Consider the following 26,281-nt stretch of genomic DNA (forward strand, 5'->3'; position numbering starts at 1 on the left):
TTCACCCACACCCAAAGGTGCAGATGGACGGGATAATAAATTGGCATTTGACAATCAAGTGCACACTATTGAGTTCTCAAGGACCAGACGCCCCCCGTACTCGCCGAAGCTTTCCGAAAGACAACCTCTCCAACTTACCACACCAAAACCGAACCAGCAACCAGACCCAAACGAGCCAGCACCAGAACCCACACGACAACAGCCCTGCAGAACCCCAGCCCCCGAAGGAACCAGAACCACCCGGTAGTGGTAAGAAGCGGATCCTCACTCTAGCACCGCGCCTGCCGACACAACAAGTCGGGGTTTCGGTGATCCAGAGGGATCCATCCGCGCTGACCGCCCGAGCCGCTTCCGCGTCTCGCACTGTCGCGCTGACAAGGGAATACATTACGCGCACCCCACCCCACCCGCAACACGAGGCGTAATCCCGCGCGTGTCTCACCGCAGATCCGCGGAATCACGCGGATTCCTGCTTCGAGCCCCTCGGAACGCTCCGCGAACCCCGTGCCCGACCACCGGCGGAACGACGAAGGCCGCCCGGCCCGCACCGTGATCGGTGCCGGCCGGACGGCCTACGTGCGGTGCGCCCGCGGGAGCGGACGGAGGACTACTCGCCCCGAGCGATCCGGGTCATCTCGTCCCGGGGAACCACCTTGATGCGCGTGCGCCCCTCGGCCTCCCCCAGCCCGAGCTCGTGCTCGTCGAGCCGGTGCCAGCCCTCGATGGTCGTGTAGGGGACCTCCCGCGCCGAGAGCAGCGCCGGGATCGCCTCGAGCGAGGCGTCCTCGGGCGTCCACCAGGTACCGCGATCCTCCATGAGGGACTCGAGCGTCTCCATCGCGTCGGACTTGGTGTGCCCGATCAGTCCGACGGGGCCGCGCTTGATCCAGCCCGTCGCGTAGACACCGTGCAGGCGCTCGCCCGCGGCATCGAGCACGCGCCCGGCCTCGTTCGGGATCACTCCGCGACGGTCGTCGAATGGGATCTCGTCGAGCGGGGACCCGAAGTAGCCGATCGCACGGTACAGCGACTGCACCGGGATCACCTCGAACTCACCGGTGTCGACCGCGCCGCCGTTGCCGTCGGGCGCGGTGCGCTCGATCCGGAGCCCCGTCACCCGACCGCCCTCGGTGACGACCTCGACGGGCTTCGACCAGAAGTGGAAGTGCAGGCGACGCGACGCGGGGGCGACCTCGCCGCTCACGCGATCGCGCTGCTCCTGGCGCCACTTGTCCATGATGCGCGACATCACGATGACCTGCTTGTTCTTCGCCAGGGTCTCGTCGGCGTAGGCGTCGTCGACGTCGAAGTCCCGCTCGTCGACGACCATGTCGACATCGCGCACTTCGCCGAGCTCGCGCAGCTCGAGCGGAGTGAACTTCACGTACTTCGGGCCGCGGCGTCCGAACAGGTGGAGTTCCTGGATCGGGTTCGCCTTGAGCCCGTCGTAGACGTTCGCCGGGATCTCGGTGGGCAGCAGGTCGTCCGCGTGCTTGATGAGCATGCGGGAGGCGTCGAGCGCCACGTTGCCGTTGCCGATCACGGCGACCTGCTCCGCCTCGAGCGGCCAGGTGCGCGGAACATCGGGGTGCCCGTCGAACCAGCTCACGAAGTCCGCGGCTCCGTAGGAGCCCTCGGCGTCGATCCCCGGGATGCTCAGCGAGGCGTCCCGGATCGCGCCGGTCGAGAAGATCACCGCGTTGTAGTGCTTCTTGAGGTCGTCGAGCGTGATGTCGGTGCCGTAGCGGACGTTGCCGAAGTAGCGGATATCGCCCCGATCGAGCACCTCGCGGAGCGCGGTGATGATGCCCTTGATGCGGGGGTGGTCGGGAGAGACGCCGTAGCGCACCAGCCCGTACGGGGCGGGCAGCTGTTCGAACAGGTCGATCTCGACCTCGAAGTCGCGCTCGGCCTTGATCAGCAGGTCGGCGGCGTAGATACCCGCCGGTCCGGCGCCGACGATCGCCAGTCGCATCTTCTCCATCAGCCCTCTATCTCTTCCAGTCGCCTCCGCACGCTCGCGGAATCTAGCCTTCGCGGTTCACGATCGAATCGGCCATGCGCTCGAGCGCACGGCGCACCGAGGACTTGGGCAGCGCATCGAGCTGCGCCACCGCCTCGGACGCCCACCGCTTCGCTTCGGCCTCGGTCTCACGCGTCACCTCGTGCTCGCGCAGCGCCTCGACCTCGGCGTCGAGCAGCGCGGGATCCTCGCCCGCGGCGATGCGGGCCACGCCCGCGTCGATGCGCGCCAGGAGCTCGCTCGCGGCGGCATCGCCGTTCTCGGCCCGGCGGCGGAGCAGCAGCACCGGCAGCGTGGCGACGCCGGCGCGCAGATCGGTACCGGCCCGCTTGCCCGTCGCCTCCTTCTTCGGCGACAGGTCGATCACGTCGTCGACGAGCTGGAACGCGACGCCGATGCGCTCGCCGTACTCGGTCACCGGATCGGCGTACTCGGCCGCGGCCTCACCGAACATCACGCCCATGCGCGCGGCGGTCGCGATCAGCGCGCCCGTCTTGTCCGCGAGCACCTGGATGTAGTGCGCGATCGGATCGTCGCCCTCCCTCGGGCCGACCGTCTCGTGCAGCTGCCCGAGGCAGAGCCGTTCGAAGGTCTGCGCCTGCAGCAGGATCGCCTCTTCGCCCATGCCCGAGACCAGGCTGGACGCCCGGGCGAACAGGAGATCGCCTGCGAGGATCGCGACCGAGTTCGACCAGACCGTCTGAGCGGCCGGAACGCCTCGGCGGAGCTTCGCGTCGTCCATCACGTCGTCGTGGTAGAGCGAGGCCAGGTGGGTCATCTCGACGGCCTGCGCCGCGCGGCGCACCAGCTCGTTCGGGCCGGTGCCGAGCTCGCTCGTCAGCAGAGTGAGCATCGGTCGGATCCGCTTGCCGCCGGCCTCCATGAGGTAGCGGGCGGGCGCGTCGGCGACGTCGGAGGCGAAGCCGAGGTGCTCGATGAGCCCCGCTTCGACGAGCTCGAGCTGCTCCTGCACGCGCTGCGCGTGCCTCCGGTCCTGCGCCCCGCGGAACAGCCGCATGGGCAGGGCCTGCGTCGCGGTGTCTGCGGCGTTCGTCAGCTTCATGCCTCTTCCTCTGACGGTGCTTCGGTGCGCTTCGGTGCGGGCTTCGCCGGCGCGGTCTTCGGCTTGGCCGGGGCCTTCGCCCGGGCGGTCGCCTTCGGTTTCGACGCGGCGGCCTTCGGCTTCGCGGTGCTCTTCGCCCGCGCAGGCGTCTTCGCGATGGGCTCCGCAGCCGCCGGCTCCGCAGCCGGGATCTCGACGGGTTCGCGCGGCACGAAGCCGCGGTGCAGCGCGACGATCCCGCCGGTCAGATTGCGGTAGGCCACCCGCTCGAAGCCCACCTCGCGCAGCATGGCGGCCAGACGGTCCTGTGCGGGCCACGCCTCGATGGACTCGTTCAGGTAGCGGTAGGCCTCGGCCGCCGACTTGTTGATGAGCCCCGCGATGCGCGGCAGCACCGCTCGGGAGTAGGCCGTGTAGGGGCCCCGCATGAGGGACGAGGTCGGCCGCGAGAACTCGCAGATGACCACGCGCCCCCCGGGCTTCACGACCCGGAACATCTCGGCGAGCGCCCGCTCGGGGCCCTCGACGTTGCGGAGGCCGAAGGAGATGGTCGCCGCGTCGAAGCTGTTGTCGTCGAAGGGCAGCTGCGTGGCATCGGCCCAGACGAAGTCGATGAGGTCGTTGCCGGCCTGGCGGATCCGCCCCTCGGCGAGCATGCCCTCGGAGAAGTCCGCGGCCGTGACGTGGGCACCGTGCTTCGCGATCGCGGCGCTCGCCGTTCCGGTGCCGGCCGCGAGGTCGAGGATCCGCATGCCCTTCCGGGGCTGCAGCGCCTTGGTCATGGCGACGCGCCACAGTCGGGAGTTGCCGACGGAGAGCACATCGTTGATGAGGTCGTAGCGCGGTGACACCTCGTCGAACATCGCGGAAACATCGGCTGCTAGCTTCGTGGCGGTATCGGGGCGGGTCACCCCACCATGCTAGCCCGTTCCGCTGAACCCATCGCATGGGCTTTCCGCGCACCCGGATGCGCGCTCCTGCGCGGGCGCGGACGACGGCTCCGCGCGCGGGCCCCGCACGGCTCGCGCATCGCGGGAGAGTAGATTGTCAGGGTGAGCAGCGTGTCCGTTCCGAGCCTTCGCGCCGTCACGCGACCCCTCGCCGAGCTCCCCGACCTCCTCGCGTACGCCGATCCCGCCGAGCCGCTCGTCTGGACCCGCGGGGATCGCGGCTGCGTCGGTATCGGCGAAGCACTGCGCCTCATGTTCTCCGGTCCCGACCGCTTCGACCGAGCCGCAGCCGCCTGGCGCGAGATCGCGGCCGCGGCCGAGATCGACGATCCGGTGCGCCTGCCGGGCAGCGGCCTGGTCGCCCTCGGTACCTTCGCGTTCGCCGGGACGAGCGGTGCGCAGAGCGTGCTCGTGGTCCCCCGCCTGCTCATCGCGCGGCACCGCGGCCTCGCCTGGATCACCGAGGTGACGCTCGCTCCGACCGGCGCGGATGCCGCCGCGACCGCGCTCGATCCCGAACTGCCCGAGGCGCCTCCCCTCGGCGGGTGGCGCGGCGCCGCGCTCGACGTCACCGAGCGGGGACCGCAGACCGACGCCTATTTCGCGGGAGTCCGCGAGGCCGTCCGCCGCATCGACGACGGAGCGCTCGAGAAGGTGGTGCTGGCCCGGCAGACCGTGGCCGAGATCCCCGCCGGCGACGACCTGCGCGTGCCGCTCGGCCGCCTCGCCGAGCGCTACGACGACTGCTGGACCTTCGCGGTCGACGGGCTGATCGGCGCGAGCCCCGAGACGCTCATCCGGTCCACCGGCGGCGCCGTCTCGGCGCGGGTGCTCGCCGGCACGCGCGCACGGGTCGCCGGGGACGCCGCCGCCGACGGGCGCGCGCGCGACGAGCTGCTGACGAGCGCGAAGGATCAGCACGAGCACGCGTTCGCCGTGCAGAGCGTCGTGACGGCGCTCGCCCCGCACGTGCGATCGCTGCACACGAGCGAGGAGCCGTTCGCGCTGCGTCTGCCCAACGTCTGGCACCTCGCGACCGACCTCGGCGCCGGGCTCGGGGCCGAACGGGGGGCGCTCGAGCTCGTCGGAGCCCTGCATCCGACCGCGGCGGTCGCCGGCACGCCGACCGGCGCTGCGATCGAGACGATCGCGGAGCTCGAGCCGTTCGACCGCGGCCGGTACTCGGGGGCGGTCGGGTGGATCGACGCCGCCGGCGACGGCGAATGGGTGATCGCGCTGCGCTGCGGGCAGCTCGAATCCGCTTCCGCAGGTACCCGAACCCTGACCGCGACCGCGGGGGGCGGGATCGTGGCCGGTTCGGATCCCGAGCACGAGTTCGTCGAGACCGTCTCGAAGTTCCGCCCTGTCGTCGAGGCCTTCTCCGCCTGAATCATCGGGTTTCCCCGGGCCGGGAGTAGCGTGGACCGAAACGTCCGCGCCCAGGCCGAAGGAGGCCCCATGACGAAGCACTTCTGGACCGACGACGTCTCGGCGCTGCTGCGCGTCGGACCCGACTTCGATCTGCGGAGGGTCGATCCATCCTCGACCCCCGGAACCGCCGCCGACAAGCGCGCGGGCGCTACCGAGCTCGCCGCATCCGCACAGGAACTGCGCGGCCTGCAGGAGAAACTCTTCGCGCAGAGTCGGCTCGGAGCTGAAGATCGGCTGCTCGTCGTCCTCCAGGCCATGGACGCCGCGGGCAAGGGCGGGATCGTGAACCACGTGTTCGCCCAGCTCGAGCCGTACGGGCTCGCGCTCACCGCGTTCAAGAGCCCGACGCCGGAGGAGCGCACGCACGACTTCCTCTGGCGGGTGGAACCCCGGGTCCCCGGCCCCGGAGTCATCGGGCTCTTCGACCGGTCCCACTACGAGGACGTGCTGATCCAGCGCGTCCGCGCCTTCGCCCCGCCGGAGGAGATCGAACGGCGCTACGGCGCCATCGTCGACTTCGAGCGCCGCATCGCGGACGCCGGTGTGCGCGTCGTCAAGATCATGCTGCACATCTCCCCCGAGGAGCAGGCGGCCCGGCTCCTCTCGCGCCTCGACGACCCCGAGAAGTACTGGAAGTACAACCCCGGCGATGTCGACGAGCGGCTGCTCTGGCCCGACTACATGGACGCGTTCGGGATCGCGATCGAGCGCACGAACGTCGAGCACGCGCCCTGGTACGTCGTCCCGGCGAACGCCAAGTGGTACGCCCGAGCCGCGGTGCAGCGGATCGTCATCTCGGAGTTGCACCGCATGGCCCCGGAATGGCCGCAACCGGACTTCGACGTCGCAGTCGAACGCGCGCGGATCGAGGATTCGATCGACCTGCGCTGGCCGGCCTGAGCCCGCGGACTACTCGGCCAGCGGGACCTCGACGATCGTCGGACCGGTCACGGGGGCGGTGAAGATCCGGTCGAGCTCGCTCCGCGTCGCAGCCCGCTCGTAGGCCCATCCGTAGGCCTCGGCGAGTTCGCGCAGCCCGATCGACCGGGGCACCGTCATGACTCTGCGGTAGGCGTCGCGATCCGCGGTTCCCGCGACCTCGAGCCCGTCGAAGATCGTGCCGCCGCCGTCGACGCCGACGAGCACCTGGATGCGCGGGCGGAGCTCCTCCGGATCGAGCAGCAGGGAACCCGCGTCGTGCATCAGCGCGAGATCGCCGATCAGCACGCGGGTGGTTCCCGCCGCCTGCCGCGGATCGTCCGCGGACTGGCTCACCGCGGCGATGGCGAGCGCGGTCGCCACGGTCCCGTCGATCCCGGCGAGGCCGCGGTTGGCGTGCACCCGGATCCGTCGAGGCGGGGCGATCCCGTCGAGCACTCGGACCAACCGCGACGCGGCGACCACCAGACGGTCGTGCGGCCAGGTCGCCCGCCACACGGATTCGGCGAGCATCTCGCGTGTCACGGGTTCACGCATGACGGCGACCTCGGCGCGCGCGTAGCTGCTGCGCTCCCGGTATCCCGGGGCGAGCGCAGCGGCGAGATCTGGCTCGTGCACCGTGCTGCGGGCCTCGCGCAATGCGCGATCGGCGACGATCCAGGAACCGAGCCACTCCCGGACCGCCCGCGGATCGTGTGCCTCGCCCACGCTCGCGGTGCGCACCACTCGTGCAGCGCCGCTCGGATCGTAGTGCTCCACTCCGCGACCGAGGTGCGGGTCGACGACGACGACTTCGACACCGTCGCGCTTCAGCAGCGCCGGCACTTGCCGGGTCAGCGTCGGGTGGCCGAACACGATCGCCCGCTCCACCGCGCCACCGAGCTCGGGGTCGTCGAGCAGCGCCGAGTAGTTCGTCACCGCTTCACGCCCGAACCGCACACCGCTGACGACCTCGGCGAGCAGCGGCAGACCGGCGTCGTGGGCGAAGGCCTCGGCCCGGTCTCCGGCATCCGCACCCGCGATGACCACCGCGCGGGCGCCGTCGTCGTGCACGTAGGTCTCTGCGCCCGACCGCTCGGGCACCGCTCGATCTCCGCCGCCCGTCGCCCGGAGCCTCGGGCGGTCTCCGGCAGTACCTGCGACAGGTTCCTCCCCGTCGAGCTCGCGATCGGCGTCCGCGCGCACGGTGGCGAAGAGCTCGGGAACGGTCACCGTTTCAGTTCCGACGCGCAGGTTCCCGCCGAGCGGAGGGCCGGAGAGCGGCTCGCGGAACGCGAGGTTGAGCTGCACCGGACCCGCCGGTCGCTCGGAGGTGCCGCGGGCGGCCTGCAGCGCCGTCCGAGCCAGACGGTCCGGCTCGAATCCGGCGATCCAGGGCGGTTCCGTCGAGTCCGGCACTGCGGCGGGAGCCGGCACGTCGAGCACGAGCCGGGCGAACGCGCCGACCAGTTCACCCTGCCGGGTGGTCTGATTGCTGCGGATGCCCCGGAGTTCGTCCGGCCGGTCCGCGGTCAGCAGCAGCATGGGCACACGAGCTTCGTGCGCTTCGAGCGCGGCCGGCACGAGGTTGGCGACCGCGGTGCCGCTCGTCACGATGATCGGTGCGGGAACGCCCGTTTCACGTGCAACGCCCAGTGCGAAGAACCCGGCCGAGCGCTCGTCGACGCGCACGTGCAGGCGAACAGCACCGCCGGACTCCGCGGCTGCGGCGGCCAGCGCGAGCGCCTGCGACCGGGATCCGGGGCAGACCACCAGATCGCGTACTCCGCCGCGGACGAGTCCCGCGAGCAGCGCGATCGAGAACTCGGCGGCGGGCGCCGTGCTCACTTCCGGCCCGGCTCGGGGTCGTCGGGCCGGAGGTCCGTCCCGCTCAGCCGCTCTCGGGGATGCAACGGATCGCCGGCGCCGGGCTCGGGTGCGTCCGGAGCCTGATTTCCGGTCCGTTCGGGCTCGGTGTCTCGGGTGGGATCCGGAACGTCGACTGCCGGAGGTTCGCCGGGGAAGGTCTCGGCGTCGAGTTCGCGCAGACGGTCCTCGAGCTCCCGCATGTGGTCGTCGAGCTGATCGTGCGTCAGTCGCGTCGCGGTGAAGCGGGGATCGTCGTCGGGGCGTGCGGCCGGACGCGCGGGCTGCGGCTGCCCCTTGCCGATCGTGAACCAGAGGATCCCACCGATCACCGGCAGCACGACGGTGAGCACCACCCAGACCGGCTTGCTGACGCCCCGGGACCGCGACGGTTCCGACATCGCCGCGTCGATCAGCGCATAGAGCGTGAATGCAACGGCGACGACCACTCCGATGATCGCCACTCGTACCATGCACCCATCGTACCCAGCCCGCCTGTCGGTGCGCTGGATCCGACCGTTGAGGGGCGGCTCAGCCGGCACCCGTACACTCGAAGGGTGAAATCCCGCTCTGCCTGGCTCGTCTACGTCGTGCTGCGCCTCGTGTTCTTCGTGGTGCCCTTCGCCGCCCTCATGCTCATCGGATGGACGTGGTGGCTGTCGGCGATCGTGGCGACGCTCGCGGCGGTGAGCCTCTCGGTCATCTTCCTGAACCGGCAGCGCTCCGCGGCTTCGGAGAGCATCTATGCCTGGCGCACCAAGGAGCGCACCGAGGACGACGTGATCGAGGACGAGGCGGTGGACGCCGCCGAATCCGGCGCCGCAGACGACACCTCGGATTCAGCGCACCCTCCCGCAGCCCGCGAACAGTAGCGAGAGTTCCGCCGGAGGCTCACTCCGGAAGAATCTGCTCCGAGATCGCGCGGACGTCTCGGTCGAGACCGTCGACCTTGCCGGAGAGCACGCGCATATCCCGGTCCAGGCCATCGACCTTCCCGGACACCACACGCATGTCCCGGTCCAGGCCATCAACCTTCTCGGACACCACACGCATGTCCCGGTCCAGGCCATCGACCTTCTCGGACATCGCACGCATATCGCGTTCCAGACCATCGACCTTGCCGGAGAGCACGCGCATGTCCCGGTCCAGGCCATCGACCTTCCCGGACACCACACGCATATCGCGTTCGAGGCCATCGACCTTCTCGGACACCACACGCATATCTCCCTCGAGACCGTCGACCTTGTGCTCGAGCCGATCGAAGCGTCCCTCCAGTCGCTCGACACGCCCGTCGAGGGCGGTGAACCGGCCCACCATCTCGTCTCGCAGTCCCGCGACGCTGCGCTGGAGGGTCTGCGTCATGAAGGCCGCCAGGCCGACCGTGCTCGCCGCGAGCACACCGATGATGGTCCAGATCTGGGGTTCGGTCATGCCACGGGGCTCCGTTCTCGAGGGGAAGGGGATGGAGTACCCATGCTCCCAGGGGATCCGAGGCGGTGGGCCCGGATCCCCCGGTCTGTGGATAACTCCGCCTCCCGCTACGCCAGGGAGTCCTCCCACGCCGCATGCAGGCCGGCGAACTTTCCACCCGAAGCGATGAGCTCGCCGGGGGTCCCGTCCTCGATCACACGTCCGTGCTCCATCACGAGCACCCGATCCGCGATCGCGACCGTCGACAGCCGGTGCGCGATGATGATCGCGGTGCGGTCGGCGAGCAGGCGCTGCAGCGCATCCTGCACCTGACGCTCGCTCGGCAGGTCGAGCGACGCGGTCGCCTCGTCGAGGATCAGCACCGCGGGATCCGCGAGGAACGCGCGCGCGAACGAGATCAGCTGGCGCTGCCCCGCGGACACGCGACCGCCGCGCTTGTTGACGTCGGTGGCATAGCCGTCGGGCAGGGACTCGATGAAGGCATCGGCTCCGACCGCCCGCGCCGCCGCCCGGATCTCGTCCGATGTCGCATCGGGCTTGCCCAGCGCGATGTTGTCGGCGACGGTCCCGCTGAACAGGTAGGCCTCCTGCGTCACCATGACGATCGCGCGCCGCAGGTCCGCCGGCGCGAGGTCGCGCAGGTCGACGCCGTCGAGCGCGACCCGACCCTCGCTCGGGTCGTAGAAGCGCGCGACCAGCTTGGCCAGGGTCGATTTGCCGGCTCCCGTGGTTCCGACGAGCGCGACCGTCTGCCCCGCGGGCAGCACGAGATCGCGCTGCCCGGACTCGGCGAGGTCGAGCACCGTGCGTCCATTCGCGTACCCGAAGCGCACGCCCTCGAAGGAGAGCGCACCGCGAGCGGCGGACAGCCGCACCGGCGCCGCCGGATCGCGCACGGTCGGCTCCTCCTCGAGCACGCCCGACACCTTTTCGAGCGCCGCCGCCGCGGACTGGTAGGAGTTGAGGAACATCGCCACGTCCTCGATCGGCCCGAAGAAGTTGCGCACGTAGAGCACCGCCGCGAGCAGCACGCCGATCGCGAGACCGGCATCCATCACTCGCAGTCCGCCCCAGAGCAGCACGACCGCGATGGTCAGGTTCGCGAGCAGGATCAGGCCCGGATCGAGCGCGCCGAACAGCCGGATCACGCGGACGTTCGCCCGGCGGTAGTCGTCGGAGACCCTGCCGAACACCGCGTCGTTCCGCTTCTCCCGCCGGAAGGCCTGCACGGCGCGGATGCCCGTCATGGTCTCGACGAACTGGACGATGAGCCGGGCGCTGACGACGCGCGTCGAGCGGAAGCCCTTCTGCGATTCGCGCACGAACCACCACATGAGCACGACGAGCGGCAGACCGAAACCGAGCAGCACGAGACCCGAGCGCCAGTCGATCAGGAACAGGGCGATCAGCGTGAACGTGCCCAGCAGCACGGCGTCCACGAGCTCGTTCAGGCTGCCGTGCAGCAGCTCCTGGATCGACTCGAGGTCGCTCGTCTGCCGCGAGATGATGCGGCCCGAGGTGTAGCCCTCGTGGAACTCCAGGCTGAGTCGCTGGGTGTGCCGGAAGATCCGCATGCGCAGCTCGAGCATCACCGCCTGGGTGACCCGGGCGATGAGCACCACGTACCAGCCGACGAGCGCCGCGCCGATGCCGCCGGTCGCGAGGAACGCGGCCCCGATACCGATGGCCGGCCACCAGTCGCCCTGGTCGACGGCGCGCGGCAGCGCCTCGTCGATACCGAATGCGAGCAGCGTCGGCCCGATGGCCCGCAGCGCGGTCGACGCGATCACGACGACCATCGTGAGGAGGACGAGCCGGCGCAGCGGCTTCAGGATCGCGCCGAGCAGGCGCAGCGAGCGCCGACGGATCGCGCGGCTCTCGGCACGGGTGTAGTGCTCGCGATCCTCTCCGCGGGTTCCGCGGACGGTCTCGGGGCTCATCGCCGGCCCTCCTCTTCGATGCTGGAGATCAGATAGCGGTAGTGCTCGCTGCTGCGGAGCAGCTCGCCGTGGGTACCGACCGCGTCGATGCGGCCATCGCGCATGACCGCGACGCGGTCGGCGAGGGCGACCGTCGACGGCCGGTGCGCGACGATCAGCGCAGTCGTGCCCGCGAGCACGCGCCGGAGCGCGGCCTCGACGAGCGCCTCGGTGTCGACGTCGAGCGCGGACAGCGGGTCGTCGAGCACCATCACGGACGGGTTGGCCGCGACCACTCGGGCGAGCGCGAGGCGCTGCCGTTGGCCGCCGGAGAGGCTGAGCCCTTCCTCCCCCACCTCGGTGTCGACCCCGTCGGGCAGTTCGTGGACGAAACCGGCCTGCGCGACGTCGAGCGCCTCGCGCAGCACCGCGTCCGCCTCGGCGCTTCCCGGGTCGAGGTCGTGGCGCCCGAGCAGCACGTTCTCGCGCACGCTCGCCGAGAACAGGATCGGCTCCTCGAAGGCGACGCCGATGAGGCTGCGCAGGTCTTCGAGCCGCAGTTCGCGCACGTCGACGCCGTCGATCTCAACCGACCCGGCGGTCACGTCGTAGAGCCGGGTCGGCAGCGCCGTCAGCGTCGTCTTGCCGCTGCCCGTCGCGCCGACGAGCGCCATCGTCTCGCCCGGGCGCAGCACGAGGTCAAGCCCGTCGATCAGGTCGGTCTCCGGTTCCTTCGCATCCGGGTAGCGGAAGTGCACGCCGCGGAACGCCAGCGCGCCCCTCGGCTCCGCGATCGTGCGCGGGTCGGCGGGATCCTCGATGAGGATCGGCGCATCGAACACCTCGAAGACGCGATCGGTCGCGGTGCGGGTGTCGATCAGGAACGAGAACAGGAAGCCGAGGGATCCCATCGGCCAGAGCATCGCCGCGGCCAGCGCGAAGAAGGCGAACAGCTCGCCGACGGTGAGCTGCCCCTGGGCGGCCAGCACGACGCCGATGATGAAGCACGCGCTCTGCGCCATGATCGGCACCAGCTCGTACCAGAACCAGATCACGCCCATCTCGCGCGCCTTGCTCATCTCGGTCGCGCGCAGCGTCTCGGCCTTACGCTCGAAGGCGCCGAGCGCGTGGCCGCCGCGCCCGAAGGCCTTCAGCACCCGGATGCCGTGCACGCTCTCCTCGACCGCGGTCGCGAGGTCGCCCGCCTGGTCCTGGCTGGTGCGGGTGAGCACGCCGTAGCGCTGCTCGAAGCGGTAGCTGACCACCCAGATCGGGATGCTGCAGACGACGAAGCCGACGCCCAGCGCCCAGTGCCAGCGGAACAGCAGCGCCATGCCGAGGACCAGGGTGGTGACGTTGATGACGAGCAGGATCGAGCCGAAGGCCAGCCAGCGCCTGATGAGGCCGATGTCCTGCATCATGCGGCTGAGCAGCTGTCCGGACTGCCACCGGTCGTGGAAAGCGACCTGCAGGCGCTGCAGCCGCCGGTAGAAGGCCTGCCGGACCGAATACTCGACCGCGGCGGCGGGCGTCAGCACGAGGGTGCGGCGCAGGAAGACGAACAGCGCCTCGCCCACACCGAGCGCGAGCACGCCGAAGGCCGCCCAGAGGAAGGCCGTGCGGTCGCCCGAGGTGAGCGGACCGTCGATCACGTACTGGAGCGCGAGCGGGATGAGCAGGCTGGTGACGGCCGCAGCGAGACCGACGAACAGCCCGCCGATGAGACGGGGCAGGGCGGGCTTCGCGAAGGGCAGGAGCCGCGCGAGTGCGCGCAGCGTCGAGAGTCGCTGGGTCTGAGGTGCCGTGTCGGCGTGTGAAGTGGTCATGTTCCCTGAGATGCGTGCGTGCGCGAAGATGCGCGTGAGCTGGAGTCGTGCGGCTGGCTCTGCTGCTGGCGGGCTCTTGGAGCGGGCAGCGGAGCGGTGAAGCTACCGGCCGGACAGCGCGATGCCCGGAAGAGCTGCGAACGGGGACGGGATGATGCGTACCATGTGCCTGCTCCTTTCCGGGTCGTGGGATACCAGAAGTCAGCCTATCGCCGCCGCGGAGCCGGAGGCAAGGGTCGATTTCGAATCGGGCAACGGATTCCCGAACCGCGCCCGCCGCACCCGTTCGGAGCAACGCCGGAGTCCCGCGCAGCCCGCGCGGTACCCTTGCCGCATGACCGCCCGGCCCCGCATCCCGCTCCTCGCCTGGGCGGCCGTCTCGGCGCTCGCGCTCGCGCTCCTCGCCGTCAGCGCTTCGCTGGGCGCGACCGTCTACGGGGTCCCGCCCGTCGTGAGCATCGTCGTCGCTCTGCTTCACTCCGCCGGGCTGCTCCTTGCGGTCCGGTTCCCCGTGGTCGGCGTCGCCGTCGCGGTCGTCGGTGCCGTCTCGGAGCTGAACGCGCTCGCGGCGACGGGCGCCGCACCGTGGCCGGTCCCGGTCGCCACCACGATCGGTTTCGCCGCGACCCTCGGCATCGCCGCGCTGCAGGGCCAGTGGCTCATATCCACGGCGGGCGGGATCCTCACCGCGGGCACCGCGCTCGCCGTGACCCTGGCGCGCGGGCAGCGCCTCGCCGTCGGACCCGTCATCGCCGACCTGATCGTCTTCGTTGCGCTGGCGGGCCTCGCGATCCTGATCGCGCTCTTCGCCCGGTCCTGGATCCGCAACCGGCAGCGCCTGGCCGAGGCCGAGGAGGCCTCCGAACTCTCGCTCGCACGCAGGCAGGTCGCCGAGGAGCGGACCCGGATCGCGCGCGAGATGCACGACGTCGTCGCGCACGGGATGTCGGTGATCCAGGTGCAGGCCGCGAGCGCGCGCTACCGGCACCCGGGGATCTCCAACGAGGTCGCCTCGGAGTTCGACGAGCTCGCCGCGACCGCGCGGCTCGCGCTCGGCGAGATGCGCACGCTGCTCGGTGTGCTGCGCGCCGACGGCGATGCCGAGGATGCGCCCCAGCCGGGCCTCGCCGAGCTGCCCGAGCTCGTCTCGCGGTCGCGGGCAGAGCTGCTCGACCGACTGCCGGCCGAGGTCCGGCAGTCGGTGGATCCCTTCCCGGCGCTCACCGTGTACCGCGTCGTGCAGGAATCGCTCGGCAACGTCGCTCGGCACGCCCCCGGCGCCGACGCCGTCGTCGAGCTCGACCTCGACCCCGAGGCCGATGCGCTGATCGTCCGGGTCCGCAACACGGCGCTGCCGGGTCGCGCCGTGCCCACAGCCGACCCGAGCGGTCACGGGATCCGCGGGATGCGCGAACGCGTGGTCGCGCTCGGCGGGGTCCTGACCGCGGAACCCTCGCCCGACGGCGGGTTCGCCGTCGCCGCGCTCGTCCCCCTGCATCCCCAGTCCCCGGAGGCTCGAACCCCATGACCGTTTCCGTGCTCATCGTCGACGACCAGGCCATGGTCCGCGCCGGCTTCGCGGCGATCCTCGACGCGCAGCCCGACATCGAGGTGGTGGGGCAGGCCGCCGACGGCGAGGAGGGTGTCGCGCTCTCGCATCGGCTGCGCCCCGATGTCGTGCTGATGGATGTGCGCATGCCCGGCACGAACGGGCTCGAGGCCACCCGCCGTCTCATGGATCCCCCGCCTCGGGTCGATCACCGTCCGCGAGTGGTGATCCTCACCACGTTCGACATCGACGAGTACGTGCACGACGCCCTCGCCGCCGGGGCGAGCGGGTTCCTGCTGAAGGACGCGCCGCCCGCGGACCTGGTGCAGGCCGTGCGCGTCGTCGCCTCGGGCGATGCCCTGCTCGCCCCGAGCGTGACCCGTCGGCTGCTGGAGCGCTTCGCCGAGCAGCGCCCGCCGAGCGATCGCCACGCCCTCCGGCTCGCGGACCTGACCGAGCGGGAGCGCGAGATCCTGGAGCGGATCGCGCGCGGGCGGTCGAACACCGAGATCGCGGCGGAGCTCTTCATCGCCGAGCAGACCGTGAAGACCCACGTGACGCGGATCTTCGCGAAGCTCGGACTGCGCGATCGCGTGCAGGCCGTGATCCTCGCCTACGATGCGGGCCTCGTGCAGCCCGACCGCTGAACGACGCGGGGTAGCACCGCGGTAGGGGGTCGATTTGGCGCCCGAGGGCGATGCCGACCCCCGACCCCGCGCGGGACCGTTTCTTCCGACCTCATCGGAAGGACCGCCCCATGGCCATCATCGCCCCGGCTCCACGCACCGCGACCGCCCGCCGCATCGCCCGCTCCGCACCGACCGCAGCGCCGAGCGGTCGGGACCGCGCCGTCGACCTCGTGCGCGCGGCCTGCCTGCTCGCGGTCGTCGGTGTGCACGCGCTCATGGTGGGTGTGAGCGTCTCGGACGGCTCCGTCGTGCTCGAGAACGCGCTCGAGCGCTGGGACGGCTTCACCGTGTTCTCGTGGTTCGCGCAGATGATGCCGCTGTTCTTCATCATGGGCGGGTTCGCCTCGGCCCTGCACTACCGTCGCATGCGCGCACGGGGAGCATCGGCCGCGGGCTATGTCTCCGCGCGGCTGCGGCGCCTGCTCCCCGTGCCGCTGCTGGCGGCGGCCGTCACTGCGCTCGCACTCGCCGGCCTGGGCGCCGCCGGGCTCGACCCCTCGGTGGTCGCGACCGCGGGGTGGCGGATCAGCCAGCCGCTGTGGTTCCTCGGGGTCTACGTGCTCTGCTCGGCGCTCGTCCCGTTCACCCTCCGCCTGCACGAGCGCGCCCCTCGCGCGACGCTGCTCGGACTCGGCCTGGCGATCGGCGCCGTCGACGGCCTGCGCCTGCTGACCGGCGTCGACGCCATCGGCTTCGCGAACCTGCTGCTCGTCTGGGTGTTCGTGCAGCAGCTCGGCTACCGTCTCGCCGACGGCGTCACACCGAGCCCGCGCGCCGCGATGGTCGCGCTCGGCGGGATCGTCGCCCTGGTCGCGATCGGCGCGTCCCCGGCGAACCTCTTCGAGGCGCTCAACCCGCCCACCGCGGCGCTCGCGCTGCTCGGGATCGCGCAGTGCGCCGTGTTCGCGGCGGTCCGCCCGACGCTCGCCCGCTGGGCCGAGCTGCCCGCGGTGCAGCGTGCCTCGGACGCACTGAACTCGCGCGCGATGACGGTGTACTCCTGGCATATGCCCGTCGTCGTGCTGCTCGCCGGGCTACTGCTCGTCGGCGGCTCCGCGCTCCCCGTCCCGCTGTCGTTCGAGTGGTGGGCGACCCGGCCCGCCTGGCTGGTCGCCGCAGGCATCGCCGTCGCCCCGGTCGTCCTCGCTCTCGCCCGCTTCGAGCGCGGCCCGAAACGGGCACCGGTCACCGGGATCGCAACCGCTGCGACCCGATCGGCCGAGCGGTCACCGCTCGCGCGCGCCGTGCTCGGCACCGTCGCCGGAGCCGCGGGCGTGCTGACCGTGCTCGTCGGCACGGGAGCGCTCTGGGCCTGGATCATCGGCGCCGCGCTCATGGGCGCGGGGCTGCTCGCCAGCCGCACCGGCCGCGCCCCGGCGACGGCCCGCCCGGTTCAGAAGGCGAAGGCGACGCCGACCAGCACGCCGTAGGCGAGCGCCGCGAAGCTCGTGAGCGCCAGCACCAGCACCAGCTCCTTCGCCGTCTTGGCGAACAGCACGATGACCGCGCAGGGCACTGCGAGGAAGAGCACGAACCAGACGAGCACCATGCCGGGGTCGACCACGACGTAGAGCGCCGGGACCACGAACGGCAGCAGCACGCAGACGACGTAGAGGATCCGTGACGCGCGGTCGCCGATCCGCACCGACAGGGTCTTCTTGCCCGCGAGCGTGTCGGTCGGGATGTCGCGCAGGTTGTTGGCCACGAGCACCGCGACGGCGAAGAGCCCGACACCGGCGCCCGCGATCCAGGCCTCCTGCGTCTGCACTTCGGTCTGCAGGTACACCGTGCCGACGGTCGCGACGAGGCCGAAGAAGATGAACACCATGAGCTCGCCGAGACCGGCGTACCCGTAGGGCCGCCTGCCTCCGGTGTAGAACCAGGCGGCGAGGATCGCGACGACGCCGAGCGCCAGGAACCACCAGCGGCCGCTGATGATCACCGCGGCGAGACCCGCGATCGCGGCGAGGCCGAAGAACACGAGCGCGGTGCGGAGCACCCGCTTCGGGTCGACGAGGCCGGAGCCGGTGAGGCGGGCGGGGCCGACCCGGAACGCGTCGGTGCCGCGGATCCCGTCGGAATAGTCGTTCGCGTAGTTCACGCCGATCTGCAGGAATACCGCGACGGCGAGCGCGAGCAGCGTCAGCGGCAGCGAGAAGCCGCGCACCATGTGGGCGACGCCGGCGCCGGCCGCGACCGGCGCGATCGCGAGCGGCAGGGTGCGCAGTCGCGCACCGCCCACCCAGTCGCGCCAGGTGATGGCTGCGCGGTGCCCCTCGCGCTCGAGGCGCTCCGCTGCGGCGCGCACCGCGGGGTTGCCCGAGTGGCGCGGGTGCTTGGCGTGCTGGTTCATGCGTCGTCCTCCTGGCTGTGCGCGGCGGCGCTGCCTGCCGCGCGGGTCTCGGCGAAGCTCGCGCGGAGCCGTCCGATCCACTCGTCGATGGCGCGCAGGTCGGGCTTGCCGCCCGGCAGGCGCGGCATGCGGTCGATCTCGGTCGACCACTCGGGGGCGGCCGCTGCGCCCAGCTGTTCGCGGATCACGGCGCGGATCGCGTCGAAGTCGGCGCGCGCGGCACCCGTCGGATCGGCGATCTCGACCACGAGGCCGGGCCGTTCGCCCCACTCGGCGTCGGGCACCCGCACCGCGACGGCGGAGTCCCAGCCCTCGTGCTCGCGCGCGATCCGCTCGATCTCGTCGAGCGACACGTTGACGCCGCCCGAGACGAGGACCCGGTCGAGCCGACCGGTCACGGTCAGCATGCCGCCGAGCAGTTCGCCGGCGTCCCCCGTGCGGTACCAGCGGGTCGGAACACCGTCGCGCCCGACCTCCTCGACGAATTTCTCGGCGGTGAGCACCGGATCCCCGATGTAACCGAGCGCGAGGCTCGGCCCCGCGAGCTGCACCTCCCCGGCGCGGATCCGCACCCGGGTGTCGCCGATCTCGACGCCGTCGTACACGCAGCCGCCCGCGGTCTCGGTCATGCCGTAGCTGCGGCGCAGCCGCACACCGAGCGCGTGCGCGCGGCGGCGCATCTCGAGGGTCACGGCCTGCCCGCCGACGAGCACGCCGTCGATGGCGCGCAGCCGATCGGCGGCTTCGGGATCCTGCTCGGCGAGCTCGAGCAGGCGCGCGAACTGCACCGGCACGAGCGAGACGTAGCGACGGCCCGTCGAGCCGCCGTCGGCCGCGTCGCAGGCGTCGAGGAAGGCGGCGGGATCGAAGGGTCGACCGCTCGGGTCGTCGAAGAACACCGGATCGGTGCCGCACACGATCGACCGGACGAGCATCTGCACGCCCGAGATCAGGTGGGTCGGCAGCGCCACAATCCACTGGCCCGGCCCGCCGAGCCGCTCGTGCGTCGCCTCGGCGCTGGCGCGCAGCGCGGACGCCGAGAGCGCGACGGCCTTCGGGACTCCGCTCGATCCCGAGGTCAGGATCACGAGCGCGGTGCCCTCGGGCAGCTCGCTCTCCGGCAGCCGCTGCAGGGCGCTCAGCGCCGCGGTCTCGGAGCCGTCGGGAACGGGGAGCACGGGGGTCCCGCCGTCGAGCGCGTCGGTCAGCGCGGCCAGCAGCCAGGCCCGATCACCGGTGGGGATCGCTCGGATCGGAGCTTTCGAAGTCACACCCTCCAGGATACCGGCCGCTGCCGGATCCCGGCCGAACATCGGAGCGCGCTCAGCCCGCCGGATCTCCGAGGCTCCGGGCCCCCCGGATCAGCTCGTCGACGGCGGTGCGGACGATCGCGTCGGTCATGCGGGTCGCCGGGCCCGAGATCGAGAGCGCGGCGGGCGGGTGCGCCCCGGGGATCGCGACCGCGATGCAGCGCACCCCGACCTCCTGCTCGCCGTCGTCGATGGAGAAGCCCCGGTGCTGGATCTCGCGGAGGTCGGCGAGCAGCGCGTCCACGGTCGTGAGCGTCGTCGGCGTGTACCCCGGCAGGCCGGTGCGCGCCACGATCTCGCGCACCCGGGCTTCGGGCAGGGTCGCGAGCATGGCCTTGCCGACGCCGCTCGCGTGCGGCAGCACGCGTCGGCCGACCTCGGTGAACATGCGCATCCGGTGCCGCGAGGGCACCTGCGCGATGTAGGCGACGTCGTCGCCGTCGAGGATCGCGAGGTTCGCGGTCTCCTGCGCCGCCTCCTCCATGCGGACGAGCGCCGCGCGAGCCCGCTCGGCGAGGCGCGGAGTGGCCCGCTCGCCCAGGCCGATGAGCCCGGGGCCGAGCGCGTAGGCGCGCGACTCGAGCTGCCGCACGTGGCCGAGGCTCTGGAGCGTGCGGAGCAGGCGGTGCGCGGTGGGGACGGCCAGCCCGGTCCGTGATGCCAGTTCGGCGAGCTGCATCGCCCCGTCGGGGGCCGTCACCGCTGCGGCCGCGAGCTCCTCGAGCAGTCCGAACGCGCGCGCCACCGACTGCACCTGGCCGGCCGGGCCGGTTCCGCTCTGCGCACCGTCGATCACGATTCCACTATACGGAACAAAGACTCCGAATAGTGGATCGAGTGGCTATGGTGGACCGCATCGCCCCGACCCGGAGTCGGCCAGACACAGGAGTCCCGCATGACCGCTCACGCCACCCGCGCAGACCTCTCCGTCGCGGAACCCATCGCCGCCTTCGCCGAGGAATCCCTCGACCGGCACGGCATCGACCGCGCCGCGTTCTGGGCCGGGGTGAGCGGGCTCGTGCACGAGCTCTCCCCGCGCAACGCCGACCTGCTGCGGGTGCGCGACGAACTGCAGACCCGGATCGACGACTACCACCGCGCCGCGCCGGGAGCCCCGGACCCGGCGGCCTACCGCGCGTTACTCACCGAGATCGGCTACCTGCGCCCCGAACCTGCGTCGGTCGCCGCGAGCACCGCCGACGTCGCACCCGAGATCGCCCGGCTCGCCGGCCCCCAGCTCGTCGTGCCGATCCTGAACGCGCGCTTCGCGCTGAACGCGGCCAACGCCCGCTGGGGCTCCCTCTACGACGCGCTCTACGGCACCGACGCGATCCCGCGCGAGGGCGACCTCGCTCCGGGTTCCTCCTTCAACACGACGCGGGCCGCCGCCGTCATCGCCCGCGGTCGCGGACTCCTCGACACCGTCGCCCCGCTCGCCTCCGGATCCCACGCCGGCTCGACGGGGTACGCGGTGCGCGACGGTGCGCTCGTCGTGGCGACCGCCGGCGGCACGGTCGGCCTCGCGGATCCCGCGGCGTTCGTCGGCTACACGGGCGCGCCGGAAGCGCCGGCAGCGATCCTGCTCGCGCACCACGGCCTGCACGTCGAGATCTCGATCGACCGCTCCGGTCGCATCGGCTCCACCGACGCCGCCGGAGTGCAGGACATCGTGCTCGAGTCGGCGCTCACGACGATCATGGACCTCGAGGACTCGGTCGCCGCGGTCGACGCCGAGGACAAAGCGCTCGGCTACCGCAACTGGCGCGGCCTGATGGCCGGCACGCTCGTCGAACGCGTCGAGAAGGGCGGCGAGAGCTTCGTCCGCTCGATGAACCCCGACCGCGTCTACACGGCGCCCGGCGGCGGCGAGGTCTCGCTGCCCGGCCGCTCGGTGCTGTTCGTGCGCAACGTCGGCCACCTGATGACGGGCGACTCGATCCTGGACCGCGACGGCCGAGAGGTGCCCGAGGGGATCGTCGACGCGATCATGACCGCGCTCGGATCCCTCGACGACCTGCGCGGCGACCGCGCCAACTCGCGCACCGGCTCCGTCTACATCGTGAAGCCCAAGATGCACGGCCCCGACGAGGTCGCGTTCACCGTCGCCCTGTTCTCCCGGGTCGAGGAGCTGCTGGGGCTCCCGGAGCGCACCCTCAAGATCGGGATCATGGACGAGGAGCGCCGCACGTCCGCGAACCTCGCGGCCTGCATCGCCGAGGCGCAGGACCGCGTCGTCTTCATCAACACCGGCTTCCTCGATCGCACGGGCGACGAGATCCACACCTCCATGCACGCGGGGCCGTTCCTGCCGAAGGCCGCGGTGCGCACCCGCCCGTGGCTCCCCGCCTACGAGGCGCGCAACGTCGAGATCGGCGTCGCCTGCGGCCTGACCGGGCACGCCCAGATCGGCAAGGGCATGTGGGCGATGCCCGACCTCATGCACGACATGCTCGAGCAGAAGATCGGCCACGTGCGCGCGGGCGCCTCGACCGCCTGGGTGCCGTCGCCCACTGCCGGCACGCTGCACGCGATCCACTACCACCTCGCCGACGCCTTCGCCGAGCGGGCGGCGCTGCCACCGGCGGGTGCCGACAGCCTCGACCGGCTGCTCGACATCCCGCTCGCCGGCCCCGCGGATCTCGATCCCGAGACGGTGCGGACCGAGCTCGAGAACAACGCGCAGTCGATCCTCGGCTACGTGGTGCGCTGGATCGACCAGGGCGTCGGCTGCTCGAAGGTGCCCGACATCCACGACGTCGCGCTCATGGAGGATCGCGCCACCCTGCGCATCTCGGCGCAGCTGCTCGCCAACTGGCTGCTGCACGGCGTCATCACCGAGGAACAGGTGGACGCGGCGCTCGCCTCGACCGCCGCGGTCGTGGATCGGCAGAACGCCGCCGACCCCGCCTACGAGGCGCTGCTCGGGGCCGACGGCGCGACCCCCGGCCTCGCGTTCACCGCGGCACGGCGCCTGATCGTCGAGGGCGCGGCGCAGCCGAGCGGCTACACCGAGCCGCTGCTGCACGAGCTGCGCCGCGCGAAGAAGGCCGAGCAGGCCGAGCAGGCCGCGTAGGCGGCGCCGACCGCACCGGCCGCGTAGGCCCGACCGCTCAGTAGTGGTACGGGAAGGGCGACCAGTCGGGCTCGCGCTTCTCGAGGAAGGAATCGCGACCCTCGACGGCCTCGTCGGTGCCGTAGGCGAGGCGGGTGGTCTCCCCCGCGAACAGCTGCTGCCCGACGAGCCCGTCGTCGACCGCGTTGAAGGCGTACTTCAGCATGCGGATCGCGGTCGGCGACTTCCCGAGGATCTCGCGCGCCCACTCGATACCGGTGCGCTCGAGCTCGGCGTGCGGCACGACCGCGTTGACGGCGCCCATCTCGTAAGCGCGCTGCGCCGAGTACTCCCGAGCGAGGAAGAACACCTCGCGGGCGTTCTTCTGGCCGATCTGCCGCGCGAAGTAGGCGCTGCCGTAGCCGGCGTCGAACGATCCCACGTCGGCGTCGGTCTGCTTGAACCGCGCGTACTCCTCGCTCGCGATCGAGAGATCGCAGATCACGTTCAGCGAGTGCCCGCCGCCCGCGGCCCACCCGGGCACCAAGGCGATGACGACCTTCGGCATGAACCGGATGAGACGCTGCACCTCGAGGATGTGCAGACGGCCGGCGCGCGCGAGCCCCTCGGGGCCCACGGTCGCCTCGTCATCGGAGTACTTGTAGCCGTCGCGACCGCGGATCCGCTGGTCGCCGCCCGAGCAGAACGCCCAGCCGCCGTCCTTCGGGCTCGGACCGTTGCCCGTGAGCAGCACGACGCCGACGCGCGGATTCACGCGGACCCGTTCGAGCGCGTCGTAGAGCTCGTCGACGGTGTGCGGCCGGAAGGCGTTGCGCACCTCCGGGCGGTCGAACGCGACGCGGGCGATCCGACCGTCGCGGCTCAGGTGCGCGGTGATGTCGGTGTAGCGCTCCGCGCCGGGCGCGAGCTCCCACTCGGCGGGATCGAAGATGTCGGAGACCGGGTTCGCTGCTGCGCCGGACGCTGCGGGATCACTCATGGCTCAAGCCTACGCAGGCCGCTTGCGATGTGATTGCACTCCGATCGGATGCGCACCCGCGAGAATGGGGGCATGGATCAGACCCCGCACGTGCCCGTCGACGAGCTCCTCGCCAGCGCTCGCGTGGTCGCGATCCCGACCCGCACCCGGTTCCGGGGCATCTCGGTGCGCGAGGCCGTGCTGTTCGACGCGCCCATGGGTGCGAGCGAGTTCTCGCCCTTCGTCGAGTACGGCGACGCCGAGGCCGCGCACTGGCTGCGCGCCGCCGTCGATTTCGGCTGGGGCGGCAGCCCGGCACCGCTGCGGGAGTCGATCGACGTCAATGCCACGGTTCCGGCGGTGTCCGCCGCCGAGGTGCCCGGGATCCTCGCCCGCTTCCCCGGGTGCCGCACCGCGAAGGTCAAGGTGGCCGAGCGCGGCCAGGCCCTCGTCGACGACGTCGCGCGGGTGCGCGCCGTGCGCGAGGCGATGGGTTCCGACGCGCGCGTGCGCGTCGACGCCAACACGGGGTGGAGCATCGACGAGGCGGTCGCCGCGCTCACCGCGCTCGCCGCGTTCGACCTGGACTACGCGGAGCAGCCCTGCATCACCGTTCCGGAACTCGCCGAGGTGCGCCGCCGGCTCGCCGCGAACGGGACCCCGGTCCGGATCGCGGCCGACGAGAGCGTGCGCAAGGCCGAGGATCCGCTCGCGGTGGCCCGCGCCGGTGCCGCCGACCTGCTGATCGTCAAGGCGCAGCCGCTCGGCGGAATCGGTCGGGCGCTCGACATCGTGACCGAGGCCGGGCTGCCGGTGATCGTATCGAGCGCGCTCGACACCTCGGTCGGCATCTCGATGGGTCTGCACCTCGCCGCGGCGCTCCCCGACGGGATGCTCGCGGGCGCCTGCGGACTCGGCACGGTCGCGCTGCTCGACGGCGATGTGACCGCCGCCCCGCTCCTCCCCGTCGACGGCGCGATCGCCGTGCGCCGTCCGACGCTCGATGCGCTCGCGCTCGACCGCTTCCGCGCCACGACCGAGCGCGAACGCTGGTGGCGGGATCGGATCGCCCGCTGCGCGGAGTTGCTCGGCTGAGCGGCCGGCTCAGAGCGGGGTGCAGCTGGAGCCCAGGAGCAGGCCGAGCAGCACGATCTTGACTTCCGCCCTCGCCCAACCGGGCGATACCCAGTTACTCCCCGCGGTCCCCGATACTCCGAGCGTGGCCGTGCTCCCGAGCAAGCTGGTCAGCAGGGAGGTGAGCAGGTCCACCGGGATCGTCGCAGTGTAGGTGTCCTGCGTCCCTGAGACGAGCGTCGGCGTGGCCGTGACGTTGCCGCTGGTCGGTGTCCCATTCCCTCCAGCCACGATCCCGATGCGGAAGATCGCGGGCGGAGGCACGGTCGTCTTCCAAGTCAACGTGATGCTGGCGACCGCACCGAGCAGGCCGTTCAGTGTGCACGTCAGATTGGTCGGGTTCGGCACCGTCCCGGCCGTGATGGTCGCATTCCCGTTCTCCTGATCCGTCCACGCCGCGGCGACGGGCTGGGGACGCAGCACCGCGGGAGTTCCGACCGCGAGCCCGGTGAACATGCCGAGCGACAGGATCGCGGCGATCCCCCTGCTCCACCCCGGGTTTCGTCGGCGCATCACCGGACGTTCCCCTCGGCGGAGGCGGCATCGCCCGCCGCATCTCGAGCCCGGCGCCGAGCGAGCAGCGCGATCCCGAGGCCCACGGCTGCGGCGGCCGGCGCCGCCATCAGGCGCACGGGTTCCCAGCCGGTGCGGGCGAGCGGGCCCTCCCCGCCGATCCCGACCTGTTCGGTGTCTTCGCCCGCATCGGCGCGGAGCGTGAGACTGCCGCGCGCGAGCGCCCCGGGATCGGCTCCGTTCGCCCCGCTTCCGGTCTGCGGATCCGCGGTGAGCGCGATCCGCAGGTGCGCTTCGAAGGGCGTGGCGACCGTGAGCACGCGCGAGAACCGCCCGTCGAGCAGCACGGGCCCGTCGGCCCGGAGCAGCCGCTCCCCTGCCCGGCATCCGGTCGAGGTCCAGGCCGCGGCGCAGGTCCGCACCTCGGCGTGCAGTCCGAGCGAGTGATCGCCCGCCCCGGCGAGCGAGATCGAGAGGGATCCGTCGCCGGGCGCCCGCGATGCGTCGGCGTCCACGTGCCAGTACACCGGACGATCACGACTCAGCTGCAGCACGGCGTCCGGCGCGAGGTCGGACCTCAGGTTCAGGATGCCGGAGGCGCTCGATGGGGCGGCCGCGACCGGAGCAGCGCCGGCCGGGGTCGGCGCCGAGAGGAGCAGCGGGCCGCCGGCACCGAGCACCGCGGCGAGCGCCAGTGCGCCGCTCGCCACCGGAGCGGCGGATCGCTTCCCCGCCTTCCGCTCTCGGTACTCCCGCTCGCGCGGCCAGAACGCCCAGGTGACGAGGATCGCGGCCGCGATGGTGACCCCGCCCATGATCCACGGGCTGCCGAACCAGACGATCACCGTCGCCAGCCCCGGCACCGAACCGATCACGATCCGGGCGTGAGCGATCCGGTAGGGCTCGGGATCCTCGGTCTGGTTCGCATCGCCCTTCAGGGTGATCACGCGCTCGCTCGGGTCGCCGTCCGCGGGCGCGACCGAGGTGACGCGGTGGGTCACCGGGAGCTTGCCCGGCCGGTCGACCGTGAGCACGTCGCCGACCTTCGCCTCGGACGCCGGGATCTCGCGCACCAGCGCGACGGAACCGGTCGGGATCGTCGGCGACATCGACCCGGTCTTGAACATGATGAGCGAGTAGCCGCCCGTGAACGCGAGGATCACGAGCACGATGCACGCGGCGCCCCCGAGGGCGGCGACGGTGAGCAGCGTCTCGCGGACGACGCGTCCCGTCGTCCGCGCCGCCCGCCCCCAGCCCGCGCGTTCCTGAGTCATC

22 protein-coding genes are annotated in these 26,281 nt (G+C 71.8%); 8 read left to right on the forward strand and 14 right to left on the reverse strand.

Translation table 11 applies throughout. The features are described 5' to 3' along the window. Positions 1-607: 607 nt before the first annotated feature. Genes ABD169_RS00005 through ABD169_RS00015 form a run of 3 tightly spaced genes read right to left on the reverse strand, consistent with a single transcriptional unit; the run spans position 608 to position 3,997 of the window. On the reverse strand, positions 608-1,984 hold the full coding sequence (locus tag ABD169_RS00005) for an FAD-dependent oxidoreductase (RefSeq protein WP_344027621.1): 1,377 nt from the start codon (positions 1,982-1,984) through the stop codon (positions 608-610). Between the two features lie 43 nt (positions 1,985-2,027). After that, positions 2,028-3,086, reverse strand: a complete 1,059-nt coding sequence (locus tag ABD169_RS00010) for a polyprenyl synthetase family protein (protein ID WP_046455831.1) — start codon at positions 3,084-3,086, stop codon at positions 2,028-2,030. Next, entirely contained in the window at positions 3,083-3,997 is a 915-nt protein-coding gene (locus tag ABD169_RS00015) for a class I SAM-dependent methyltransferase (RefSeq protein WP_344027626.1), read from the reverse strand. The genes ABD169_RS00010 and ABD169_RS00015 overlap by 4 nt, the downstream gene beginning before the upstream one ends. Positions 3,998-4,138: 141 nt before the next feature. Here ABD169_RS00015 and ABD169_RS00020 point away from each other — a divergent pair, with 141 nt between their 5' ends. Together ABD169_RS00020 and ABD169_RS00025 are read left to right on the forward strand one after the other, a co-directional pair. Beyond that, positions 4,139-5,425 (forward strand): isochorismate synthase, encoded by a 1,287-nt coding sequence (locus ABD169_RS00020; RefSeq protein ID WP_425560934.1) that lies wholly within the window; start codon positions 4,139-4,141, stop codon positions 5,423-5,425. Positions 5,426-5,494: 69 nt separating this feature from the next. Continuing rightward, positions 5,495-6,367, forward strand: a complete 873-nt coding sequence (locus ABD169_RS00025) for a PPK2 family polyphosphate kinase (RefSeq protein WP_344027632.1) — start codon at positions 5,495-5,497, stop codon at positions 6,365-6,367. 9 nt (positions 6,368-6,376) lie between these two features. Here ABD169_RS00025 and menD read toward each other — a convergent pair whose 3' ends face one another. Together menD and ABD169_RS00035 are read right to left on the reverse strand one after the other, a co-directional pair. Then, positions 6,377-8,233 carry a 2-succinyl-5-enolpyruvyl-6-hydroxy-3-cyclohexene-1-carboxylic-acid synthase gene (gene menD / locus ABD169_RS00030; protein ID WP_344027634.1) on the reverse strand — a complete coding sequence of 619 codons (1,857 nt, stop codon included), beginning with the start codon at positions 8,231-8,233 and terminating at the stop codon, positions 6,377-6,379. Further along, complete coding sequence (locus tag ABD169_RS00035; protein WP_344027637.1) at positions 8,230-8,724, reverse strand: PLD nuclease N-terminal domain-containing protein; 495 nt, start codon at positions 8,722-8,724, stop codon at positions 8,230-8,232. The genes menD and ABD169_RS00035 overlap by 4 nt, the downstream gene beginning before the upstream one ends. A gap of 84 nt (positions 8,725-8,808) precedes the next feature. Between ABD169_RS00035 and ABD169_RS00040 the strand changes: the two genes are divergently transcribed. Next, positions 8,809-9,123: a DUF4229 domain-containing protein gene (locus ABD169_RS00040; RefSeq protein ID WP_344027640.1), complete on the forward strand. Its 315-nt coding sequence runs from the start codon at positions 8,809-8,811 to the stop codon at positions 9,121-9,123. Between the two features lie 19 nt (positions 9,124-9,142). Here ABD169_RS00040 and ABD169_RS00045 read toward each other — a convergent pair whose 3' ends face one another. The 3 genes from ABD169_RS00045 to ABD169_RS00055 form a co-directional block, all read right to left on the reverse strand. Further along, entirely contained in the window at positions 9,143-9,682 is a 540-nt protein-coding gene (locus tag ABD169_RS00045; protein WP_344027642.1) for a hypothetical protein, read from the reverse strand. 107 nt (positions 9,683-9,789) lie between these two features. Beyond that, positions 9,790-11,622, reverse strand: coding sequence for an ABC transporter ATP-binding protein (locus tag ABD169_RS00050; protein WP_046455823.1), 1,833 nt, complete (start codon positions 11,620-11,622; stop codon positions 9,790-9,792). Next, entirely contained in the window at positions 11,619-13,427 is a 1,809-nt protein-coding gene (locus ABD169_RS00055) for an ABC transporter ATP-binding protein (protein ID WP_344027645.1), read from the reverse strand. Before ABD169_RS00055 ends, ABD169_RS00050 begins: the two co-directional genes overlap by 4 nt. Before the next feature lie 334 nt (positions 13,428-13,761). On the opposite strand from ABD169_RS00055, the gene ABD169_RS00060 reads away from it, so the two are divergent. From ABD169_RS00060 to ABD169_RS00070, 3 genes are all read left to right on the forward strand, one after another. Next, the gene (locus ABD169_RS00060; protein WP_344027648.1) at positions 13,762-14,955 is read left to right on the forward strand and encodes a sensor histidine kinase; all 1,194 of its coding nucleotides are present in this window, start codon (positions 13,762-13,764) and stop codon (positions 14,953-14,955) included. After that, entirely contained in the window at positions 14,952-15,623 is a 672-nt protein-coding gene (locus tag ABD169_RS00065; protein ID WP_046455820.1) for a response regulator, read from the forward strand. The genes ABD169_RS00060 and ABD169_RS00065 overlap by 4 nt, the downstream gene beginning before the upstream one ends. A gap of 110 nt (positions 15,624-15,733) precedes the next feature. Further along, the gene (locus ABD169_RS00070) at positions 15,734-17,095 is read left to right on the forward strand and encodes an acyltransferase family protein (RefSeq protein WP_344027652.1); all 1,362 of its coding nucleotides are present in this window, start codon (positions 15,734-15,736) and stop codon (positions 17,093-17,095) included. Here ABD169_RS00070 and ABD169_RS00075 read toward each other — a convergent pair. From ABD169_RS00075 to ABD169_RS00085, 3 genes are read right to left on the reverse strand one after another with little or no spacing between them, the layout of a single operon-like run. Further along, positions 17,059-18,018, reverse strand: a complete 960-nt coding sequence (locus ABD169_RS00075; RefSeq protein ID WP_344027655.1) for a 1,4-dihydroxy-2-naphthoate polyprenyltransferase — start codon at positions 18,016-18,018, stop codon at positions 17,059-17,061. The genes ABD169_RS00070 and ABD169_RS00075 overlap by 37 nt on opposite strands. Next, complete coding sequence (locus ABD169_RS00080; RefSeq protein WP_344027658.1) at positions 18,015-19,289, reverse strand: AMP-binding protein; 1,275 nt, start codon at positions 19,287-19,289, stop codon at positions 18,015-18,017. The genes ABD169_RS00075 and ABD169_RS00080 overlap by 4 nt, the downstream gene beginning before the upstream one ends. 52 nt (positions 19,290-19,341) lie before the next feature. Beyond that, a complete protein-coding gene (locus tag ABD169_RS00085) occupies positions 19,342-20,121 on the reverse strand; it encodes an IclR family transcriptional regulator (RefSeq protein ID WP_425560955.1) in 780 nt (259 codons plus the stop codon). 102 nt (positions 20,122-20,223) lie between these two features. Here ABD169_RS00085 and ABD169_RS00090 point away from each other — a divergent pair, with 102 nt between their 5' ends. Beyond that, positions 20,224-22,401, forward strand: a complete 2,178-nt coding sequence (locus tag ABD169_RS00090) for a malate synthase G (RefSeq protein WP_344027664.1) — start codon at positions 20,224-20,226, stop codon at positions 22,399-22,401. A gap of 37 nt (positions 22,402-22,438) precedes the next feature. On the opposite strand, the gene ABD169_RS00095 is transcribed toward ABD169_RS00090, so the two are convergent. Beyond that, positions 22,439-23,380, reverse strand: coding sequence for a 1,4-dihydroxy-2-naphthoyl-CoA synthase (locus tag ABD169_RS00095; protein ID WP_344027667.1), 942 nt, complete (start codon positions 23,378-23,380; stop codon positions 22,439-22,441). Positions 23,381-23,452: 72 nt separating this feature from the next. Here ABD169_RS00095 and ABD169_RS00100 point away from each other — a divergent pair, with 72 nt between their 5' ends. Beyond that, complete coding sequence (locus ABD169_RS00100) at positions 23,453-24,454, forward strand: o-succinylbenzoate synthase (protein ID WP_344027670.1); 1,002 nt, start codon at positions 23,453-23,455, stop codon at positions 24,452-24,454. Positions 24,455-24,463: 9 nt separating this feature from the next. Here ABD169_RS00100 and ABD169_RS00105 read toward each other — a convergent pair whose 3' ends face one another. Then, the gene (locus tag ABD169_RS00105; protein WP_344027673.1) at positions 24,464-25,009 is read right to left on the reverse strand and encodes a hypothetical protein; all 546 of its coding nucleotides are present in this window, start codon (positions 25,007-25,009) and stop codon (positions 24,464-24,466) included. Further along, on the reverse strand, positions 25,006-26,280 hold the full coding sequence (locus ABD169_RS00110) for a signal peptidase I (protein WP_344027676.1): 1,275 nt from the start codon (positions 26,278-26,280) through the stop codon (positions 25,006-25,008). The genes ABD169_RS00105 and ABD169_RS00110 overlap by 4 nt, the downstream gene beginning before the upstream one ends. Between the last annotated feature and the right edge of the window lies 1 nt (position 26,281).

The organism is Leucobacter iarius (genome assembly GCF_039530105.1).
In the GTDB taxonomy this organism is placed as follows: Bacteria; Actinomycetota; Actinomycetes; order Actinomycetales; family Microbacteriaceae; genus Leucobacter; species Leucobacter iarius.

What these genes read in the sequence shown, in the direction of transcription:
- ABD169_RS00050 (WP_046455823.1), bottom strand. Translation starts at nt 11,622, where the DNA reads ATGAGCCCCGAGACCGTCCGCGGAACCCGCGGAGAGGATCGCGAGCAC.
- ABD169_RS00100 (WP_344027670.1), top strand. Translation starts at nt 23,453, where the DNA reads ATGGATCAGACCCCGCACGTGCCCGTCGACGAGCTCCTCGCCAGCGCT.
- ABD169_RS00010 (WP_046455831.1), bottom strand. Translation starts at nt 3,086, where the DNA reads ATGAAGCTGACGAACGCCGCAGACACCGCGACGCAGGCCCTGCCCATG.
- ABD169_RS00090 (WP_344027664.1), top strand. Translation starts at nt 20,224, where the DNA reads ATGACCGCTCACGCCACCCGCGCAGACCTCTCCGTCGCGGAACCCATC.
- ABD169_RS00055 (WP_344027645.1), bottom strand. Translation starts at nt 13,427, where the DNA reads ATGACCACTTCACACGCCGACACGGCACCTCAGACCCAGCGACTCTCG.
- ABD169_RS00045 (WP_344027642.1), bottom strand. Translation starts at nt 9,682, where the DNA reads ATGACCGAACCCCAGATCTGGACCATCATCGGTGTGCTCGCGGCGAGC.
- ABD169_RS00025 (WP_344027632.1), top strand. Translation starts at nt 5,495, where the DNA reads ATGACGAAGCACTTCTGGACCGACGACGTCTCGGCGCTGCTGCGCGTC.
- ABD169_RS00035 (WP_344027637.1), bottom strand. Translation starts at nt 8,724, where the DNA reads ATGGTACGAGTGGCGATCATCGGAGTGGTCGTCGCCGTTGCATTCACG.
- ABD169_RS00065 (WP_046455820.1), top strand. Translation starts at nt 14,952, where the DNA reads ATGACCGTTTCCGTGCTCATCGTCGACGACCAGGCCATGGTCCGCGCC.
- ABD169_RS00070 (WP_344027652.1), top strand. Translation starts at nt 15,734, where the DNA reads ATGGCCATCATCGCCCCGGCTCCACGCACCGCGACCGCCCGCCGCATC.
- ABD169_RS00095 (WP_344027667.1), bottom strand. Translation starts at nt 23,380, where the DNA reads ATGAGTGATCCCGCAGCGTCCGGCGCAGCAGCGAACCCGGTCTCCGAC.
- ABD169_RS00110 (WP_344027676.1), bottom strand. Translation starts at nt 26,280, where the DNA reads ATGACTCAGGAACGCGCGGGCTGGGGGCGGGCGGCGCGGACGACGGGA.
- ABD169_RS00060 (WP_344027648.1), top strand. Translation starts at nt 13,762, where the DNA reads ATGACCGCCCGGCCCCGCATCCCGCTCCTCGCCTGGGCGGCCGTCTCG.
- ABD169_RS00005 (WP_344027621.1), bottom strand. Translation starts at nt 1,984, where the DNA reads ATGGAGAAGATGCGACTGGCGATCGTCGGCGCCGGACCGGCGGGTATC.
- ABD169_RS00075 (WP_344027655.1), bottom strand. Translation starts at nt 18,018, where the DNA reads ATGAACCAGCACGCCAAGCACCCGCGCCACTCGGGCAACCCCGCGGTG.